At 43.0% G+C, this 20,944-nt stretch carries 18 protein-coding genes and 1 pseudogene; 2 read left to right on the plus strand and 17 right to left on the minus strand.

The features are described from left to right. Nucleotides 1–37 precede the first annotated feature (37 nt). On the plus strand, nt 38–442 hold the full coding sequence (locus GD630_RS13330; protein WP_143869222.1) for a hypothetical protein: 405 nt from the start codon (nt 38–40) through the stop codon (nt 440–442). A 1,049-nt stretch (nt 443–1,491) separates the two neighbouring features. Here GD630_RS13330 and GD630_RS13335 read toward each other — a convergent pair. The 12 genes and pseudogenes from GD630_RS13335 to GD630_RS13385 all read right to left on the minus strand — a co-directional run bounded on the left by GD630_RS13335 (nt 1,492) and on the right by GD630_RS13385 (nt 15,592). Continuing rightward, nucleotides 1,492–1,854 (minus strand): hypothetical protein, encoded by a 363-nt coding sequence (locus GD630_RS13335; RefSeq protein WP_229118858.1) that lies wholly within the window; start codon nt 1,852–1,854, stop codon nt 1,492–1,494. A gap of 1,046 nt (nt 1,855–2,900) precedes the next feature. Next, nucleotides 2,901–3,002: pseudogene (locus tag GD630_RS21495) on the minus strand (AAA family ATPase); the annotation flags it as partial. 51 nt (nt 3,003–3,053) lie between these two features. Next, entirely contained in the window at nt 3,054–4,052 is a 999-nt protein-coding gene (locus GD630_RS13340) for an aldo/keto reductase (RefSeq protein ID WP_143868141.1), read from the minus strand. 43 nt (nt 4,053–4,095) lie between these two features. After that, the gene (locus GD630_RS13345; protein WP_143868142.1) at nt 4,096–5,583 is read right to left on the minus strand and encodes an MBOAT family O-acyltransferase; all 1,488 of its coding nucleotides are present in this window, start codon (nt 5,581–5,583) and stop codon (nt 4,096–4,098) included. Beyond that, nucleotides 5,570–6,487: an SGNH/GDSL hydrolase family protein gene (locus GD630_RS13350; RefSeq protein WP_182505771.1), complete on the minus strand. Its 918-nt coding sequence runs from the start codon at nt 6,485–6,487 to the stop codon at nt 5,570–5,572. The genes GD630_RS13345 and GD630_RS13350 overlap by 14 nt, the downstream gene beginning before the upstream one ends. Continuing rightward, entirely contained in the window at nt 6,474–7,865 is a 1,392-nt protein-coding gene (locus GD630_RS13355; RefSeq protein WP_143868143.1) for an SGNH/GDSL hydrolase family protein, read from the minus strand. The genes GD630_RS13350 and GD630_RS13355 overlap by 14 nt, the downstream gene beginning before the upstream one ends. 167 nt (nt 7,866–8,032) lie before the next feature. After that, nucleotides 8,033–8,326 (minus strand): PG0541 family transporter-associated protein, encoded by a 294-nt coding sequence (locus GD630_RS13360; RefSeq protein ID WP_007758092.1) that lies wholly within the window; start codon nt 8,324–8,326, stop codon nt 8,033–8,035. 12 nt (nt 8,327–8,338) lie between these two features. Next, nucleotides 8,339–11,497: an efflux RND transporter permease subunit gene (locus GD630_RS13365; protein WP_007761907.1), complete on the minus strand. Its 3,159-nt coding sequence runs from the start codon at nt 11,495–11,497 to the stop codon at nt 8,339–8,341. Between the two features lie 28 nt (nt 11,498–11,525). Continuing rightward, entirely contained in the window at nt 11,526–12,545 is a 1,020-nt protein-coding gene (locus GD630_RS13370; RefSeq protein ID WP_007761911.1) for an efflux RND transporter periplasmic adaptor subunit, read from the minus strand. 33 nt (nt 12,546–12,578) lie between these two features. Continuing rightward, nucleotides 12,579–13,925, minus strand: coding sequence for a TolC family protein (locus GD630_RS13375; protein WP_007761914.1), 1,347 nt, complete (start codon nt 13,923–13,925; stop codon nt 12,579–12,581). Between the two features lie 47 nt (nt 13,926–13,972). Next, nucleotides 13,973–14,629, minus strand: coding sequence for a TetR/AcrR family transcriptional regulator (locus GD630_RS13380; protein ID WP_143868144.1), 657 nt, complete (start codon nt 14,627–14,629; stop codon nt 13,973–13,975). A 318-nt stretch (nt 14,630–14,947) separates the two neighbouring features. Further along, entirely contained in the window at nt 14,948–15,592 is a 645-nt protein-coding gene (locus GD630_RS13385) for a DUF6563 family protein (RefSeq protein WP_182505616.1), read from the minus strand. Nucleotides 15,593–15,725: 133 nt separating this feature from the next. On the opposite strand from GD630_RS13385, the gene GD630_RS13390 reads away from it, so the two are divergent. Next, nucleotides 15,726–17,540: a MutS family DNA mismatch repair protein gene (locus GD630_RS13390; RefSeq protein WP_143868147.1), complete on the plus strand. Its 1,815-nt coding sequence runs from the start codon at nt 15,726–15,728 to the stop codon at nt 17,538–17,540. Nucleotides 17,541–17,615: 75 nt separating this feature from the next. Here GD630_RS13390 and GD630_RS13395 read toward each other — a convergent pair whose 3' ends face one another. From GD630_RS13395 to rpsD, 5 genes are all read right to left on the minus strand, one after another. Continuing rightward, nucleotides 17,616–18,155 (minus strand): hypothetical protein, encoded by a 540-nt coding sequence (locus GD630_RS13395; RefSeq protein ID WP_143868148.1) that lies wholly within the window; start codon nt 18,153–18,155, stop codon nt 17,616–17,618. A 108-nt stretch (nt 18,156–18,263) separates the two neighbouring features. Beyond that, nucleotides 18,264–18,659, minus strand: coding sequence for a hypothetical protein (locus GD630_RS13400; protein ID WP_143868149.1), 396 nt, complete (start codon nt 18,657–18,659; stop codon nt 18,264–18,266). A 148-nt stretch (nt 18,660–18,807) separates the two neighbouring features. Continuing rightward, the gene (gene rplQ, locus GD630_RS13405; protein WP_007761926.1) at nt 18,808–19,314 is read right to left on the minus strand and encodes a 50S ribosomal protein L17; all 507 of its coding nucleotides are present in this window, start codon (nt 19,312–19,314) and stop codon (nt 18,808–18,810) included. 3 nt (nt 19,315–19,317) lie between these two features. Then, entirely contained in the window at nt 19,318–20,310 is a 993-nt protein-coding gene (locus GD630_RS13410; RefSeq protein ID WP_004296325.1) for a DNA-directed RNA polymerase subunit alpha, read from the minus strand. An 11-nt stretch (nt 20,311–20,321) separates the two neighbouring features. Next, nucleotides 20,322–20,927 (minus strand): 30S ribosomal protein S4, encoded by a 606-nt coding sequence (rpsD, locus tag GD630_RS13415; RefSeq protein WP_005675444.1) that lies wholly within the window; start codon nt 20,925–20,927, stop codon nt 20,322–20,324. Nucleotides 20,928–20,944 lie beyond the last annotated feature (17 nt).

Consider the following 20,944-nt stretch of genomic DNA (forward strand, 5'->3'; position numbering starts at 1 on the left):
GGTAAAATCAATAACTAAATATATATATCCTTAAAAGATGGAACTAAAAGAGTTTATACGAGAAACATTGCTACAAATTACTCAAGGAGTACATGAAGCACAGCAAACAGTAAAAGAATATGGTGCGATAGTAAATCCTGCACAATACCAAAAAAGTACAGATACACTTAATGCAAAAATAGATAATCAATATCGTCCTGTACAGAATGTCAACTTTGAGGTTGCGTTAACCTCATCCAATAGCGAAGGAAACAAAACGGGAATTGGCGTACTATTAGGTAGCTTTAATATTGGAACTAGTAATCATGAAGATTCCAAATTAATATCTGTTACTAATGTTCGCTTTTCCGTCCCATTAGTATTACCTTCTGATGATATTCAAGATAATGAAGATTTAATTCCGATATCCTATTCGCATTCTCGAAACAATTCTGCATGGTAATTAATAAAAATCTCCGCAATCACTTGTATCCCAAATAAAACGAGCTATTCGATATGCATCCTTAGGGGTATCCAAACGATCAGGAGTATAATTGGGGTTGGAAAGAAGTTTCATTATGATTCTTCTTTTCAACCTAAATATGTACCACTTCTTTAAAAAGAACATAACTACTTATTTTGTTTAGTCCACACGCACTTTTTCACCGCTAAAGTACATATAATTCCCAATATACAACTATAAATCAACAATTTATCTCATATTAGTATTGCAATAAACGGTCGCAATAATAGTATTATCCCCCTATTAAAACGCATAAATACGGCAAAAAACGTATCAAAAAAGGTATTATCTATATTTCAACACGCAAAAAAAAGTCCTGAAAAGGTATCCCCAACTTTTAAAATACGATACCTATCGCACAAAATCTGGTATCCCCAACTGTATCCCCAATAGTATCCCCAACTATGTTTTTAACAATTAAATTCCTACCGTGATATCCTCTCAGAACCTCTTTCTTAAACAACGATTTCATAGCTCTCAAACAGTTTTTCAAACAGCAAAAAGAAATCGCCTACCTCGGCAGTACTATGCCGAAATAAGCGATATATAGAGGACTTTAGCCTTATGTATGGTAGTTTATGCCCCGATAATGCAAGCCGATTAACCAATAGTCAACCATTTGTCCTGTTTAAGCCATTCAAATGGTAGCCCAATGTAAACGCAATGTTAGTTATTGTAGCACGTCGTTTTGATTTATACATATAAGAGAATTTGCCCGAAACCTTTTATTCATCGGCAGTTCAATAAGTTTTCGAGGGCGCCGTAATCTACACATATCGTTCTGTGCCCCCTAAACGCCTCTCAAATCAACTGGTTAGGGATAAAACGAAATAAGAGTTAGGGTGAAACCAAACAAACGGCGTTAAAAGCATTTCTCCTCCAGACTAAAAGATTCTCTATCTAAACATAATTTCTCCAGAATAGACTACTCTCTCTACGCAAGACCGGCATCTTATCCGTATAAAGCAAAAACAAATCGGATTTTCATCTTACAGCTCCTCAGAGATCCGCAAACTTACCAACTCAAGCCATTTAGCCAGACTAAGGTCAATACCGCTTTTCTGCAGAAAACGCAGGGAGGAGCGGAAATGCCTGATTGTCTTTTCTGGGTTTTCACCCATGATATAGGAAAGTTCGCCCCAAGCATAGTACAAACGGGAAATCTGGAGAACATCAACAAGAGTGAAGGATTCATCATCGGAAAAATCTATCAGACGACGAAGGATGTCGTGGGCACAGCACAGTTCGGATTCACTCAGATCACCGAGAGGCTTTTTCATTATGGGATGCTGCATCAGGCGGACAATATCGACTTTAAAATCTGCATTCATCACGTATTGTTTTGTACGCATCAGTTCCCGATGGTGCGAGGGTTCATTAAAAAAGAGAGCGCAGGAACTATCTGCTTATGCCAATCATAGGTATCCGCTAAGACCCCTCCACGACATAAGTGATAGTCCCACGCTCAATTGGACATATAACAAGGTTATACATACAATGTTGCGTGAGACCTGTCACTCATTGTCATTCGTGGATAAAAAATTAGCGGATTTTTATGATTGAATGCAACAAATAACCGTTCTCGATAAAAAACAAAACAAAGCTCCTTTCAACGCACGAAAGTATGCTACGACAAAAGTAGCTATAAATTTCTATTAAACAAGTAATACAGAGAAAAAATAATCCGCCCGGAGAACTTATACACAGATATTTTTCACACTTTCCTCTATCACCTATCACCGGCAATCATGAACACCCCTGTTCATCGGGGTTTAAGGCATGGTGACAGGTTGTCCGCAACCTATCACCGCATCTGTCACCTATCACCCGCCTATCACCGGACGGCAGATGATGGGTAAGAAGCATAAACAGTAGATACTCAATACATTAACGACCTAAATACAGGATATAAATAAACAATATATAGGATATTAATAACTCATATATGGGATATTAACAACCTACGTATAGGATGTCAGTACTCAACACATAGGCTATTAATGACTGAGAAGACAGGTAGTAATGACTGAAAAGCAAGTATCAAGAGCCGAAAGAGAGTACAAGAACAGACAGTTTCAAGTAACAGAAAATGTTGTTTCACCACAGGAAACTAGAAGTTCAAGCAAATGAAACTAAAGGTTCAAGCAGGGGAAACTAAAGTTTCATACGCAGGAAACAATTGGCGAAAAGCAGGATGGCAAGGAAAAGTGTGTAAGGATAAGTAAAGCAAGGCATAAGGATGAGCGAGGGAAAGGTGTAGGATACACCGCATCTGCAACCATCCTACACCACTATCCTACACACCATTAATATACTAGTATTCAACAACATAAGGTGCGGTTGGTGTAGGATGGCAGATGATTTATCTATTCAAACTCATAGGGAGGAGAATACAATGTATTATTTGATACATTAACGCCGTTTTATCAATATAGAAATAACCATCCTAACGAATCTTCTCAAAGTTCTGAATGCCGATCGGACAAATTTTATTGCTCATACTCTCTTCTTTATGATAACAAAGATACCTTTCTTACAAAGATAGGAATTTTTATAATATTCGTTCAATCTCTTGCAGTTCTTCTTCTGCAAACTCCAAATGCTCCAATGTTTTCAGATTGTCCGCCAACTGCTTTACGGAACTTGCTCCTACAATCACCGATGTCATTCGTTCATCTTTCAGTACCCATGCCAAAGCCATTTCCGCCAAAGTCTGTCCACGACGACGGGCAATCTCATTCAATTGCCGGGCGGCTTCTACTTTTTCGGGAGTTACTTGCGAACGCTGGAGGAAGCCGGAAGAACGTGCAGCACGGGAACCTTCCGGAATGCCGTTCAGGTATTTATCTGTCAACAATCCTTGCGCCAAAGGAGAAAAAGCGATGAAACCAGAACCATATTCCGCCGCCAAAGGAAGTGATTCAGCCTCCACCGCACGGTCGAACATACTATACCGGTATTGGCTGATAAGACAAGGGACACCGGCTTTTGCCATCATCTCATAGGCGATACGGGCTTGTTCGGGGGGATATTTAGAGATTCCTATATACAGCGCTTTCCCTTGCTTCACAATGTCAATCAATGTCCGGACGGTTTCTTCTATCGGAGTCACTCCGTCATAACGGTGACTATAAAAGATGTCAAAATACTCCAAACCTGTCCGACGGAGACTTTGGTCAATGCTCGCCATCAGATTTTTACGGGAGCTGTTGCCGCCATAAGGTCCCGCCCACATTTCATGTCCGGCCTTGGAAGAGATAATCATCTCATCCCGATAACCACGAAAGTTCTCTTGCAGAATCCTGCCGAAATTGGATTCCGCACTTCCGGGAACAGGACCGTAATTGTTTGCCAAATCAAAATGAGTGATTCCATGATCAAAAGCAAACTTAATCATGTCGGTCGCTACCTCGAAACTGTCCACACTGCCGAAATTATGCCACAATCCCAAAGAGATAAGAGGAAGTTGCAGACCACTTTTGCCGCAATATTTATAAGGCATCCGTTCGTAACGGTCGGCAACAGGCTGATAATTGAGAGAATTTTCCATAAGGCGATATTTTTATAGGTTTCAATTAGAACTATAGCCGGAATTAGAACTGAAAATAAATGAACGGTTGTATTTCCGAACTCTTCATTTGAATAACAAGATAAATCAAAGCCACCATCAACACAGCTTTGCCTGCGAACGGCAGGCGAATCACTCCCCGGCAAACTGCATTTTCCCAGCTATCGGGAGCAAAATGAAGCAGGAAGCCAAGCAGCATTAGCGCGAATACTTTCCAATAGCCTTCAAGTAACTGAGGGAACAGTTGGGGACGGAAAGTCGTAAATATCTGCCCCAGCATATCCATCGAATTCTGAAAATCGGCGTTACGGAAGAATATCCAGCAGAAACAGACAAAGTGGAAGGTAATGATAATGCCAAACACACGTCGCCAACCGTAACTTTGTTCTCCTTTCCTCCGTCCGGTTATCGTCATCCAAATTTTATGCATCGCCAGTGCAACACCGTGAAATGTGCCCCAAAGAACAAAATTCCAGGAAGCTCCATGCCACAACCCTCCCAAAAACATGGTAATAATAAGGTTCAGATATTGCCGGATCTTCCCTTTCCGGTTTCCACCCAAAGAGATGTATAAGTAATCTTTCAGCCAACTGGACAAAGAGATATGCCAACGACGCCAGAATTCGGTGATGGAGGCCGACTTGTAAGGAGAATTAAAGTTAAGGTTGAAGTGGAAGCCCAATAACAGTGCGATGCCGATAGCCATATCACTATATCCGGAAAAGTCGCAATAAATCTGCAAGGCATAGCCGTACACTCCCATCAGATTCTCAACACCCGAATAGAGCGTCGGATTTTCAAAAATACGCTCTACGAAGTTAATACTGATATAATCGGAAATAATGGCTTTCTTGAACAGGCCGGAAAGAATCAGAAAGATACCCCGTCCGAACATCTCCTGCGAGACAAAAAGAGGTTTCCTGATTTGCGGAATAAAATCGCGGGCACGGACAATAGGACCTGCCACCAACTGCGGGAAGAATGATACGTAAAAGGCATAATCGAGCAGACTCGTCAGCGGCTGGATTTCTTTCCGGTAGACGTCGATGGTATAGCTCAGCGACTGGAACGTGAAGAAAGAGATACCGACCGGCAGGAATATATCAAGGGCCGTGAACTCTCCCCCCATCAGGGACGCGATGACACCTCCCAAGAAATTGGTATATTTAAAGTAAGCCAGAAGTCCCAAGTTGACACCCAGACTCAAGGTGACCAGCCCTTTGCGTTTCCAATATCCTTCGGTGCGGTACATCAGTTGCGCCAACAGAAAGTCGCAAACCGTGACAATGGCAAGCAGGAAAAAGTAAGTACCGCTACTTTTATAGTAGAAGTAATAAGAAAAAAGGGTGACAAACAAGATACGGGCTGTATATTTATGTTGCAACAATACGTACACCACCATAAAAGCGGCAAACAGCCAAAGAAAGATACCACTACTGAATATCATCGGTGCCTGCGGATCGTAGGTAAACACCTCTTTTAATCTACTGAAATCTATATCAATGGGAAACATAATCGTTGTATGCTTTGATAAGGGCTTGGTATAATAAATTTCCTTGCAGGATATATCCTTCGGGAAGATAATGCACATGATCGGGACGCATCAGCTTCGCTTCCGTCCAGTTCTTACAGGCACGTTTTTTGCCGCCGACTACCTCATACATATCCCACACCAGCAGACGATGGTCTCCGGCATAGCGGCGAATGGTTTCCACCGCAGTCGCCGTGCGGGGATTGACGGCATACGTACGTCTCCGCCTTCTTTGACGGAAACTTTCATACGAACCGGGCGGAGTAGTCAGCAGGATAGGCACATCAGGGAGTGCGGCACGCAGGAGTCTGACAAGTTCATCCATCTGGTTGTAATGCACATTACTATTGTAACGCCGGTTATGACTCTCATTGGTTCCGAAAGAGAGAATCAGCAATTCGGGTTTGAGCGCCGCTATCTCGGCGATGCGGTCGGGATGGGTGAAAGTAAGGCAAGTGGCGCCGTTCACTCCTTTATCTATATAGGAAACAGCACCGAAGGTTTCGGCCAGCCGCATACCGGTGGTTTGAGGATAGATATGCCCCCGAATATGGCTGTCGCCAATATGTACGATACGCACCGTATCTTCGGACAGTCCCGCACGTACTTGACGGAGTCGTTCGAGCACAGGTGTCAGCAGGGCAATACTGTCGATAATTTCATTTCGCCCGGTTTCACGGAAAGCGGACGGGAAGGAAGTCTGCACAGGGATGGTATCATTCGCCCAAATCATTTCCCGCAAAGGTTTGACGCCTTTCTGCACCTTGTTCAATGGAGGACAAACGGGGATACGGTCTTGCGCCATCATCCTCGAAAGAGAACAAGGAGCAAACAAAATGCCTGCCAGAACAAGCACAAAGAAGGACAACAGACTATTCTTTCTCATAAGCACGCCTCCTGTCGTATTGTTCTTTGCCATATATCAATGTCTCATAGAGAAGTCCCGCCAAATGTTTGCCGCCACGGAAGTTGATATGTGTATAATCATAGTTTGCCATAGACGGTTTGGCATGGACAAGTTTTGCCATACTCCCTTCTCCTCCCATAGCCTCGAACATATTCCAGAATGCGATACCGCTTTCGGCGGCAATATTCTGCTGATAACGAATCAGGTTCTTGACTCCCGGCATGGTGCGGAGGTCGCCGTTTTCGTTCTTGTAATCACGGTCGCCCACGCTCAACAACAGGATTCCCGCCTGCGGGAAACACGTTTTGAGATGTTCGATAGCTGTCAGCAGCCCTTTCTGGTAATTATCGTAATTGCGTCCGCGTTCCGTTGCGACATTCAATCCATATTCAAGAATAATCAGGTCGTAAGGACGCTGGCGGTTAAACTGTTTCAACATTTGCTGCGGAATGCCGCGCAGGGAAAGTCCGGAACTGCCGCGCAGCGAGAAGTTATCGAGAATTATTCCTTGCTTTCCATCCATCGCCAATCCATAAAAGAGCGTAGAGTCGGCACGGTCCACCGTCCAACGTATGGAACCGATGCGTCCGTCCACCCGCACTTCCTGTAAACCGCCCGAAGGGGACAGCGAATAGTTACGGCTTTCTCCTTTGTTCACACGGGCGGAAAGATGAAGGGAGTCTTTATTGTAAAAGAAGATGGAAGCACGCTGACAGGTATCAAGCAACGAAGCGTATTTGTCTTGTCCACGCAGTTCCACGTATGCGCCACTCCGGGGAACGAAATAATGTCCGGAAATCCCCTGCTTCTTCCTGTCGAAATAGACACTGTCCGTCACCGCATGGCTGGACCATCCGCCAAATGTATGCCGCACCGTAGGACGGTAACCGCTTGTCATGGAGGTGATGGTCACGAAACCGACACCGCACCCTCCAAACCGTTTTTGAAGCATTTCGCGGAGATCGGCCGTAAAGATATCAGCTTCTATAAAGGAGTCGCCGAATACAGCTATACGTACCAGATTGTCGTCTTCGGAACCGGAAGAAAGGCGATTGAGAGCTTCATAAAAAGGAGCCATGCCCCGATGAGTGGAATCACTGTAATCTTCAATGCAAGTCATTCCGGCACGGCAGGTATCTACAAAAACCGGTTTTATCACAGGTGGCAAGGGTATACTGTCCGAATCGGCAGCAACAGACTCCGGTTCCGGATAACGAAGGTCGCTCAACAAATCCACGCGACGCATCGTATGTCCGTCGATGGTAATGGCCGGAAGCCAATGAAGCCCCAATAAGGCTGCAAAGACAATCAATACAAACCACAACGAATATTTCAAATAGTTCTTTATTATCTCCATAATGTTCTAAATCCCAAACGACCGCAAAGATAGATAAAAGCAGTAAGAAAAAGCGGTGTCGGAAATAATAATTAAGCGCGGATTAACACAGATTTTCGCAATGATTACATTCAATCTGCGATAAATCTGTGTTAATCCGCGCTTGGTCAACTGAAAGTAGACGGATATCAAATAGTCCGCTCAATGTTCCATACAAACGCGCGCAAACCCAATTGCTCCGTTTCCAGGTCCATCTTATGCAGCGTATCCAGCAATGGATCTACTTTGTGATCTTCGACTACCGTGATGATGGCCGAGCACATACTTGGCCAGGCGTGACTTCCGAAATGCGGGTCGCCCGTCTTCGAACCACGTCCCTGCACCTTCTCAAGGTAGGTGAAGCCACGACATCCCAAACGGTCGAGCAATGACATGATTCGTTCGTAATAGGCCTGGTCGAATGTTATCAGTACTGATTTCATATTTCTTTCTTGTTATTTCTTAATAATATCATTTTTATGCTCCTGGAAGTAAGTGTCCAATTCGCGTTGGCGACGAAGCTTACGACGCTGGTTCTTGATGCCGGTTCCTGCAAAGACACAATACAAAGTAGGAATCAGAATCAATGTCAACACGGTCGATATTGTCAAACCACCGATTACGGCAATTGCCATCGGACTCCACATCTCAGAACCCTGACCACCACCGATAGCCATCGGAATCATACCGAGAACGGTTGTGGCTGTGGTCATCAATACCGGACGAAGACGGCTCTTACCGGAAGTTACCACAGAATTTACAACTGCCAGCCCGCGTTCCCGACAAAGGGTGATGTAGTCGATGAGCACAATACCGTTCTTCACCACAATACCAATCAGCATGATACCTCCCAACAGGCTCATGACGCTCAACGTACTGCCCGTAAAGAAGAGTGCCATCAAGACACCGCTAAACGCAAACGGCAGAGAGAACATGATTATGAACGGATAGGTGAGCGACTCGAACTGCGCCGCCATCACGATAAATACAAGAATGACTATCAGAATACCAAGCGTTCCCAAATCGCGGAACGAATCCTGCTGGTCTTCGAACGAACCGGCAACCTGAATAGTCACTTCTCCCGGTATGTCCATCTTGTCGATGATCTCGTTACCGGCAGCCACTACGTTGCCCAACGGCGCACCGGAGATTACAGCAGAAACGGTCACGATACGTTCACGGTCTTTACGTTCGATAGTAGGAGGTGCAAAGCGCTCGACTACCTTTCCGACATCTTTCACACGGACAGATTGTCCTTGCGCATTATAAATAAGGATGTTCTCCAGACTTTCCAGACTTGTACGGTATTCCGGCGCATAACGCACTTTAATGTCATACTCGTCTCCGTCTTCACGATATTTCGAAGCAACCGCACCATTGATCCGGTTACGCAGATAGTTACCGGCTGTCGAAAGGTTCAGTCCGTGCATTGCCAGTTTCTCACGGTCGAAGTCCACCTGATATTCCGGCTGATAATCGCTACGGCTGATGTTCACCTCAGTCACTCCTGGCACTTTCAACAGTTCACGTTTCAGACGGGCTGACACGCTGTCAGTCAAAGCCATATCGTATCCGTACACCTCAAAATCGGCACTGGCCTGAGCAGACATACCCGTATTGCTACCTCCGAGTATAACTTGCGCTTTGCTGAATTCCGGATAGGCTTTCAAGTCTTCACGCATCTCGTCGCAGACAGCTTCCAATGTGATATCACGATCACCCGGATCTACCAGACTGATATTGAATGAGATGATATGCGAACCGTTGTCCTGCATAGAAGCCCATGTGTTGTCCGAATCGGCCTGCCCTACGGTATAGTTGCAGACTTTCATAATGTCTTTATACTTCGTCAGCCATTGATTGGTCAGTTTCTGCGAAAGCTCCTGAGCGATCTCTTTTCGTGTTCCGATAGGCAATTCCAACTGTACGGCGATACGGGCATTATCTTGTGCCGGGAAGAACTCCGTACCAATCCCCTTTGCACACAGCAAGCTGACAACGAAGAAAGCGATACACCCCGTAATGACTATCGGACGATGGCGAACCGCCCAATTCAACATCTTGCCATACCAAGTGTCGAGTCCGTCCAACGCTTTTTCAATCGGGGTGAAGAAGAGCTTGAACAGCTTTGACGGCTTTTTCTGCAAACGAAGCAACTGGGAACAGAGCATGGGGGTCAATGACAAAGCAGCAACCGTAGAGATAAACATGATGGCACACATCATCCAACCGAGCTGTTTGAAAAGTACACCGGACATACCGCTCACCATAGTCAACGGGAAGAACACGGCAATCATGGTCAAGGTAGAGGCAATTACGGAAATCGCCACCTCATTGGTTCCATGCACGGCAGCTTGTTTGGGGTCGGAACCACGCTCGATATGGGTTGTCACATTCTCAAGTACCACAATCGCATCGTCCACCACCATACCGATAGCGATGGAAAGTGACGAAAGCGAGATAATATTGATCGTGTTTCCGCTAATCGCCAGGTAAATGAACGAGGCTATCAAAGAAAGCGGAATGGTGATACAGATAATCAACGTCGCACGCCAGCGTCCCAAGAAGAGGAACACAACGATGACAACGAACAGCAAGGCGTAGACAACGGTTTCGGTCAAACTGTCGATTGTATTCAGGATGTTGTCGGAGGTATCGACAATGACACCGATCTTTACATCGCTCGGCAGGTTCTTCTGAAGTCTCGGCAGCGCTTCGGCCACTTTCTTGGAGATTTCTACCGAATTGGCTCCGGATTGTTTCTGAACAACAATCATGGCGCCTTGCACACCGTTATTATAGGTTTCCTGCGCGCGTTCTTCTACGGTATCGACTATCCGGGCCACATCACGCAAGAAGACGTTCGCTCCATTGTGAGTACCTACTACGACATCCGCCAACTGCCGGGAATCATCGAACTCTCCTTCCACCCGCAACGCGTAGGTTTCACTACCGATATCGAAGTTACCGCCGGGAATGTTCTTGTTCTCCGCTCCGATAATGGAGCTGATGGATTCGATGGTCAGGTTGTATGCTTCCAACTTGTTAGGGTCGCAATATACCTGAATCTCACGCTGCGGAGCACCACTGATGGACACGGTTCCGACTCCCGGAATACGTGCCAAGGGGTTAACTACACGGTCGTCCAATATTTTGTAAAGCGCCGACTGGCTCTCATTGGCCTGTACGGAAAGCAGCACGATAGGAATCATATCCGTACTGAACTTGAAGATGATCGGATTCTCGACATCGTCGGGAAGCTGCGAGCTTACCATGTCGAGCTTATCACGCACATCATTGGTCAGAACGTCAATATCGTTACCGAACTCGAACTCCAGCGTAATCAATGACATATTTTCGGAAGAACGGGAGGTGATATGTTTCAGGTTGCTCACCGCATTCAAGGTATTCTCAAGCGGACGAGTAACGTTGTTTTCTATATCCGAAGCACTTGCACCGGGATAAGCGGTCATCACCATGATCGTATTTGTATCAATATCCGGATACAAGTCGATAGGCAATTTGGACAAAGAGAAAAGACCAAAAATCACCACTGCCAAAAAGCAGAGGGAGGTCATAATCGGTTTCTTAACCGCACCTTCGTATAAACTCATTTTTGTAAGGGATTAATTTGTTAGTGATTTATTTCTCAACTGCCACTTCCATGCCATTCACCAAACGCGACTGACCGGCAACTACAACTTGAGAATTATCGGGCACACCGGATTTCAACTCGTATTCCGTACCCATACGCCGACCTAACTCTACCTTATTATAAGATACTTTACCATCTTTATATACAAAGACATAACGGTCGCCGGAACCTGCCTGCTTAACAATGGCCAGATCGGGAACAACCACGTTGTCCGCTGTGCCGAAGTTTAATGTAGCACGGGCAAACATTCCCGGACGCACACGCTGGTCTCTATTATCCAGCTTGATTTCTACCTGGAACGTGCGGGTAGCAGCGTCTATCGTAGGGTAAATCAGACTGATATTTCCGGTGAATACTTCGTCGCCGTATACATCCAGCTTCACATCTACGGGCGCGCCTTTCTTCACTTTGGTAAAGTAGGTTTCGGAAACATTGATAAGAAGTTTCACCGGAGTGATCTGCTCTACAACCAATACCGGGTTTCCACCACTATACATATCGCCGTTATCATAGTTGCGTGCAGTAACCACGCCATTGATGGGGCTTAGCAAAGCGGTATTCTCCAACAGATTCTTATAAGCCGTCTTTTTCACGTCGAGCTGCATCTTCGAAGCATCCCATTCCGATTTGGAAGCGCCACCCACTTTATAAAGTTCGTCGATACGCTTAAATTCGATTTCCTGATTATCCAGTTGCAACTTGGTTTGTTTCAGATTAGCCGCATCCATCTGCACTAATTTCTGGCCTTTGGATACACGGTCGCCCACTTCTACAAAGATCTGGTCGATACGCACGGGAGAGGAAGGGGCTATATTGTTTTTCACTTCCGCTTCTACCGTTGCCGTGTAATCCTGTATCTGATCTACGGGACGGGCTTTTACATCTGCCAGTTTCACAATGGGTTTCTCGTCCGCTTGTGCTGCCACAGCTGCTTTGTCTTTTCCACCTGTACACGAGCCCATGAACGCTGCTAACAGCAAGGCTACTAATTGGATACCTTTTTTCATATTCCTTAGTTGTAATTTTTTAGTTGTCTATCTTTATTCTTTTCCCAACACCTGATCGAGATCTGCCTTAGCAACCAGGTAATCGTATATTGATTGATTGTAGGTGAGTTGTGCCTGCGTCAATGATACTTGAGAGCTGTTCAGTTCGAGCACCGTACCTTTACCTACGTCATAACGTTTCTCGGCAATCACTACCGCTTTCTTAGCCTGCATCACATTTTCCTTATTGCTGACCACTTGCTCTGTGCTCGCACTCATATTGTTACGGCAACTGACAATCTGCATATTCAACTTTCTCTCCGTATCGATGCGGTTCCAATCGAGCTGACGCATTTGTATACGGGCGGATTTTACTTTTGTAAAGTTGCTTGCCTTATACAGAGGTATGCTGATGTTAAACATCAGGTTGGAACTGTTACTCCAACTGTAATCAAAGAAGTTGATGTTCGGATTGTACAAAGATTGATATTTGTAGGAGAAGCTCATTGAAAGGGTCGGTATAAAGTTCGTTTTCAATGACTTAACATTCTTCTCCAATAACTTCATGTTCAAGTCCAACTGCTTCATCGTGGTATTGTTGTCCAAATTCACATCCTCTTCTTTCAGCTGTTCGGCAAACATGGAGGTCTCATAGTTAGTCAGATTGTCATTAATCTTAATCTCTACATCGGCAGTGATACCCATCAAAACTTTGAGCTGCAATTTAGCCAAAGTCACTGCGTTGGCCGCCGATATCAAGTTGGGCTTGATACTCCGCATCTGCACTTCCGCACTAATCTTATCGTATTCGCTCACTGTCCCCTGCTGATATTTGGCATTGACAACATTGTAGTTATCTTCCGCCAGTTTATAGCTTCCTTGAAGTACCTCGTAACTGTCCTGCGCAAGCATCAACTGATAATAAGCCTTGCTCACCTGATTCACCAGATCCAGTTTGGAAGCGCGGGATTTCTCTACCGCAAGTTCAATATCCGTCTTTGTCATCGACATGGCGCGATAAACTCCCGGCACAAATAAAGGCAGGTTTATGTTCAATCCGGCATTGGCGGTATTGGTTCCGTCTTGCCCCATCTTGAAGGACATATCATTCAATTTCATCTCAGCCGCTTTAATGGTATGGTCCACCGACCCGGATATGCTGGCTTCCGGCAACAGATTTTGCCAAGCTTCCTTGCTGGCTACTTTCTTTAAAGCGATCTCTTCTGCAGCCACTTTCATTGTGGGATTTTCATCCAATGCAATTTCGAGGGCTTTGTCTAAAGTTAAGGTCAGTATCTCCTTTGCCCCTTGGGTATTCTGCGCCTTTGCAAAGCCGAACGTGCAGAGTACCGCAACTGCCAGAAGAATCTTCTTTCCTGTCAATTCTTTAATTTTGTTCATAAACTGGTTTCTAATTTAATCTTAATTGTTTGTCAATGGGGTACACCTTACTCTCTCGGTGTTCCAATACGATTTTTACGATATTCTTGTATAAAGTCTTCCAGAACCTTCGCTCCTTTCTCTGTGGAAATGCCACGAATATAGGTGAACATGATGGACTCATACACTTCTATAAAAGGATATTCATTGCAGATATCCGTATTCAAAAGTACATCAAACTGCTCTTTCACCAACATATTGACAATGCCAAAGTTTACGTCCGAACGAAAAATTCCTTGTTCCACACCCGCCTTAAAGAAGGACATCGTTTTCTCCGAGTCGCTGTCCTGACGGTCTCTCATTAAACTGTATACTTTCGGATATTTCTTGATGTCTTCAAAAAAACGCTTGTTCGTCTGATGGAACACTTCAATGCTCTTCTGAAATACTGCCAATATCACTTCCAGTACATTGTGAGACTGTTCATATACTTCCTGCAAATAAGCCTCCCTATCGGACTGTACCTTCAATATACATTCCTTCAGCAGCGATTCTTTGTCCGAAAAGACTTCATAAAGAGTACGCTTGGAGATACCCAATGCCGCTGCAATGTCGTCCATTGTTATACTCTTGATACCTTTTGAAGCGAAAGCTTCTGTTGCCGTCACCAAAATCCGTTCTCTTAGCTCTGCCCGTTGGGAAGCGTCTTTTCCATGCTCTGCCATCGTCCGTTTTCAATTTTATTAAAATACAGTTTTCATTTTATATTCGTTTCCAAAGGAAAAACGGAACAAAGATATACAGAAAACTCAATTAACGAATTAAGTTTCCGCCTATTTATAATCCATTTGGGAATTATTATCATTCAATAGAGCAATATGAAAACAAGTGTTAATTAGGAAATACAGAACAAATGGAGGAGAAAGATAGAAAGTATAAAAACTAGAAGTAAAGTTTTATCGCTATAAAAGGGGAATGCATTTTGACACACTCTCAATAATCAGTATCTCTATTAACGTAAAATAAAAGCTTATTATTAGGGGTTATGGTTTTTGTTGTTCCTTCAACTCCAATAGGTATTTGAATGTGTGTTTCGCTTCCTGACTATCATCTTTGAGATAGGCTTTCTTTAGTTCAGGAGATTTCTTCAACAATTCAACCATTTTGTTCTTATCCAAAAACTCAATCTTCCCGGTCTCGCCGTCAAGTTCATAACAAACCCGCTTTGTCACCAGACTCGAGGCAGCAAGAGCGTCCCCTATATTCCCACCTAACTTGACATCATCTTCTTCCACAAAATTTCCACCAACAACAGATCCTAAAGGCATAGCACAAAAATAGATCTTCTTGCCTAACTGAACAGCCGGTGCATACCAGGCTCCAAAACGTAACTTTTTATATCGCAGTTTACGGCAATTCAGATATAAGTCTCCTTTTTCATCACGCACAGCAAAACAACGCTTTTTCAAACGCCGACACATGGACTCGTCATTTCCGGCCGTTATCCGGTAATCAGCTCCTCCTGTCAATACTATCTGGTTCTTGGAACGTCTCTCTACACGCAACACGGCAACAGTATCACCGTCTTGAGCCAACAGTTCTTTCAAATTAGAATAAATGATATTCTGCGCAATTAACGGGAGGCTAATCACGCTCATCAACAACAATAAGATACATCCTTTCTTCATTGGTCTTCCTCCTTTCCTGTCTAAACGCATTTTTCGAGTGGAAAGTTATACATTTTAGCGGATAAATGCAAGGGAGAAAAAGAAATATTTAAATATACTTTGATTACCTTTGCGAAAAAGTATTGAGTTTATTATGGAAAAATTGGAACAGATCATTGAAACATACCGGCTTACCATTCAAAAAGCTGAACTGGAGTTACGAAATGCCCGGAAACGTATCTATTATATCAGTCTTTTGCGACTCGTTTTATTTGTGGGAGCCATAGCAGGAGCTATCATTTTCTGGCCGGACGGCTGGCTGTATATTTCCATATTTGCTATTTTACCTTTCATTTTATTTATATGGTTGGTCAAACGGCACAATTTCTGGTTTCACCGAAAAGATTTCCTGAAAAAGAAGATTGTTATCAATGAACAGGAGTTGCGCGCTATTCAGTATGATTTCTCCGATTTTGATGGAGGAAAAGAATATATTGATCCGGGACATCTTTATACTTTTGATTTGGATATCTTCGGAGAGCATTCTCTTTTCCAATATATAAATCGCACTTCAACGCCTGTCGGCAAGGAGCATCTGGCAGAGTGGTTCAATGCGCATTTGGAAAATAAGGAGGCTATTGAACAACGGCAGGAGGCTATCCGTGAGTTATCGACAGACCTGGAGTATAGACAACAAATCCGTTTATCAGGGTTGCTTTATAAAGGAAAACCTGCAGATACTTCCGAAATCAAGGAATGGGCAAATAGCCCAAGCTATTATCGGAAGCATAGGCTTTTACGCATGATTCCTGCCGCCGTAAGCGTAACCAATCTGCTGTGCATAAGTCTTGCCTGTCTGGATATCCTTCCCGCCAGCGTTACCGGAGGAGTATTTGCTTGCTTTGTAGTATTCAGTTCTGTCTTTTCCAAAGGAATCACTAAATTGCAGGCTACCTATGGCAAAAAGCTACAAATTCTCTCTACGTATGCTGACCAGATTCTTCTCACCGAGAAAAAAGATATGCACAGTCCTGTATTGCAAGAGTTGAAAGCTGAACTTACCAGCCGGAATCAAACGGCTTCTCAGGCAGTACGCCGACTCTCCAAACTAATGAATGCACTAGACCAGCGGAATAATCTGTTAATTAGTATGCTTCTCAATGGACTTATATTTTGGGAATTACGCCAGGTTATGAAAATTGAACAATGGAAGGAGGTACACGCTTCGGATCTACCCCGCTGGATAGAGACTGTCGGAGAAATCGACGCCTATTGCTCTTTGGCAACATTTGCCTATAATCACCCGGAATATATCTATCCTAAAATCAACTCGCATTCTTTCCATATGCAAGCGAAAGCATTGGGACATCCTCTGATGGATCGTAACAAATGTGTACGTAACGGAATAGACATCGACAAACGGCCTTTCTTTATTATTATCACCGGTGCTAACATGGCTGGCAAAAGTACGTATCTACGCACTGTAGGCGTAAATTATCTTTTGGCATGTATGGGTGCGCCTGTCTGGGCGGATGAAATGGAAATATACCCGGCACGCCTTGTCACCAGTCTGCGTACCAGCGACTCATTGACCGATAACGAATCTTATTTCTTCGCTGAACTTAAACGACTAAAATTAATCATCGATAAATTGGAAGCTGGGGAAGAACTCTTTATTATCCTTGATGAAATCCTGAAAGGTACAAATTCTATGGATAAACAGAAGGGGTCTTTTGCCCTTATCAAACAATTCATGAGTATGAATGCTAACGGTATCATCGCCACTCATGATCTCCTTTTAGGTACTTTAATAGAAGCCTTTCCGGAAAATATCCGGAATTATTGCTTTGAAGCAGATATCACAAATAATGAGCTTACCTTCTCTTATCGGATGAGGAACGGGGTTGCCCAAAATATGAATGCATGTTTCTTAATGAAGAAAATGGGGATTGCCGTTATTGACGACTAATCCCCATCCCACAACATATAAAAATCAAAGTTTTCTCTTTATGCGATTGCTAACTCAAATAAGTGTGCCTATACCTTAAATTTTGCTTTTGGAAAGAAATGCAACAACAGCAGACGCACTTTCATTGGTGTAGTACTGTACCGACGTTATAGGCTGATAATTATAAGGTACAAATTGGAATAGCTGTACCGCTACAAACTTTTTGTCCTCAGAAAGTATAATATCCATTCGTATGTTACCGTTAGACTCACTCTTTATTGCAGAATCTGCAGAAAAAGAACCGGAATTCACTATGTTCACCAACGAATCCATATGTTTTAGGTCAAAGAATACACTATGTTCTTTTGCAACACTGCCTGTCGGTAAATAAACCACCTCTTTTGATTTCCAGAATAGCCGGAAAATGCCCATAAGAAACAGCCCTGTTCCTAGAACCATTAAAGCCATACTGACTGTCGAAGATTTGTCTTCCAGTCCGAAGGTGGAAGCAAATGCTATAACACCGACCACCAACATAATGGAGGATATTAATACACCTGAAAAACTAGTACGTTTTGCGATATCGGGATGTGAAGATGCAAATATAGTAGCATCAATAGCTTGAGTAGTTGCCATAATATTTAAAGTTTAATTTATTAGTAAAAATATAAAGGTGATAGGATGACCGGTAGATAATAAGTTATACCGGTAATCTTAAAAGAAATAATACCAATAAATAAACTGCTAAATAATAATACGCCTTAAAGCAAATACATAGTACTCGCTGGACGGTTGACAATAATAGGATATCGTAGTATTATAAATCTTTCCCAAATGCTGGGAGAGAGAATTCTCATAGTCTGCACAGCATTGTAACAGATTCTTTAGAGTAGAGAAATATTCGCCAAGTTGTACACGCTGGACACGAGTTACCGAAGTCTGATAACTTTGCAAATTATTTAATTCAGCCACAGGCGAACAAGGAAACTCCGGTTCACTGATCTGCTCATGCTGACTCATCGAGTATGTTACGGCATACTTTTCCTGCTCCACTGCTTTTCCAGTGAAAACATTGCCTGCTACCCCGTGAAGGGTAACCGTCAACAACAGAAACAATATAACCTTTACAAATTTTGCCATAATCTCGTACAAATATAACAGATTCTATCCAGGTAAGGTTCATTGAAGAAATCTTTTAATTTATCTTAGGATTAGTAACAGGATCATAACAAAAAAGGCTACCCCGTTGCCGGAATAGCCTTTATATTCGATATGAACAATCGTTGAATTATTCTGCAGACTCTGCTTTAGGTTCTTCAGCCTTAGGAGCTTCAGTTGCAGGAGCTTCAACAGCAGCAGGTGCTGCAGCCTCTGCACTCTTCTTAGAACGACGAGTACGAGTGGCTTTCTTAGCAACTTTTTCCTTAGCCATGTTTTCATTGTAGTCAACTAACTCAATGAAGCACATTTCTGCATTGTCACCCAAACGGTTACCAGTCTTGATAATACGAGTATAACCACCCGGACGATCAGCAATCTTAACAGAGATTTCTTTGAACAATTCTGTTACTGCAATCTTATCTTGCAAGTTGCTAAATACAACACGACGAGAGTTCGTAGTATCTTCTTTAGACTTAGTAATCAAAGGCTCAACAAACTTTTTCAAAGCTTTCGCCTTTGCAACAGTCGTAGTGATTCTTTTGTGCTTGATCAAAGAGCAAGCCATGTTAGATAACATAGCGCTTCTATGAGAAGCAGTACGACCTAAATGATTGAATTTTTTATTATGTCTCATTTTTTATTCTTTATCTAATTTATATTTAGAAATATCGGTTCCAAACGACAGATTCAGACTTTCCAGCAAATCATCAAGCTCGGTAAGCGATTTCTTTCCGAAGTTTCTGAATTTCAACAGGTCAGTTTTGTTGAATTGTACCAAGTCGCCGAGAGTTTCTACGTCAGCAGCCTTCAAGCAGTTGAGGGCACGAACTGACAAGTCCATATCAACGAGTTTAGTTTTCAACAATTGACGCATGTGCAATACTTCTTCATCAAACTCTTCATTGCCGTCAGTATCATTACTTTCAAGCGTGATCTTCTCATCTGAGAATAACATGAAGTGATATATCAGGATCTTTGCAGCTTCTTTCAGCGCTTCTTTCGGATGTATAGAACCGTCGGTACTAATTTCAAGTACTAGCTTTTCGTAGTCAGTCTTCTGTTCTACACGGAAGTTTTCTACAGCATACTTGACATTACGTATCGGTGTATAAATAGAGTCGATTGGAATTACATTAACATCCGTACAGTACTCGCGATTTTCATCAGCAGGCACATAACCACGTCCTTTGTTAATTGTAATATCAATCTGCATAGTTGACTTAGAATCTAAATGACAAATAACTAATTCCGGATTTAACACTTCAAATCCAGTCAAATACTTACCTATGTCACCTGCTTTAAATTCACTGGAATTCTCGACAGTAATGCTCACTTTTTCGCTCTCGAACTCTTCAACTACTTGCTTGAATCTCACTTGTTTCAGATTCAAGATAATGTTGGTAACATCCTCTTTTACTCCAGGTACACTAGAAAATTCATGCTCCACACCATCGATTCTGATAGTTGTGATAGCAAAACCCTCTAATGAAGAGAGAAGGATACGGCGTAACGCATTACCTACAGTAATACCAAAACCGGGTTCCAACGGACGAAATTCGAATTTACCGAATCTGGAGTCCGCCTCCAACATTAATACTTTATCAGGTTTTTGAAATGCTAATATCGCCATGAAATTAATTATTATTTAGAATACAATTCAACGATCAAATGTTCTTTAATGTTCTCAGGAATGTCAGCTCTCTCAGGTATGTGCAACATTTTACCAACCTTTGAAGCTTCATCCCATTCCAACCAAGCATATTTGCTATGATTGAAACCAGCGAGAGAATTAGCAATTACTTCCAAAGATTTAGATCTTTCACGAACACCAATCAATTGTCCTGGTTTTACTGCGTATGAAGGAATGTTTACTACTTCACCATCTACAGTAATATGTTTGTGACCAACCAACTGACGAGCAGCAGCACGTGTAGGAGCAATACCCAAACGGAATACTACGTTGTCAAGACGGCCTTCCAGCAATTGAAGGAGTACCTCACCGGTAATACCTTTCGCAGTAGCTGCCTTTTCAAACAAATTGCGGAATTGTTTTTCTAAAACCCCATAGGTGTATTTAGCTTTCTGCTTTTCACGAAGTTGCACACCATATTCGGAAGTTTTTCTTTTTCTTGAATTTCCATGTTGTCCGGGAGGATAGTTCTTCTTTGACAAAACTTTATCAGCTCCAAAGATTCCTTCACCGAATTTACGGGCGATTCTTGATTTTGGTCCAGTATATCTAGCCATTTCTTTTAAATATTTAA

It is taken from the genome of Bacteroides zhangwenhongii, assembly GCF_009193325.2.
GTDB classification, from domain to species: domain Bacteria; phylum Bacteroidota; class Bacteroidia; order Bacteroidales; family Bacteroidaceae; genus Bacteroides; species Bacteroides zhangwenhongii.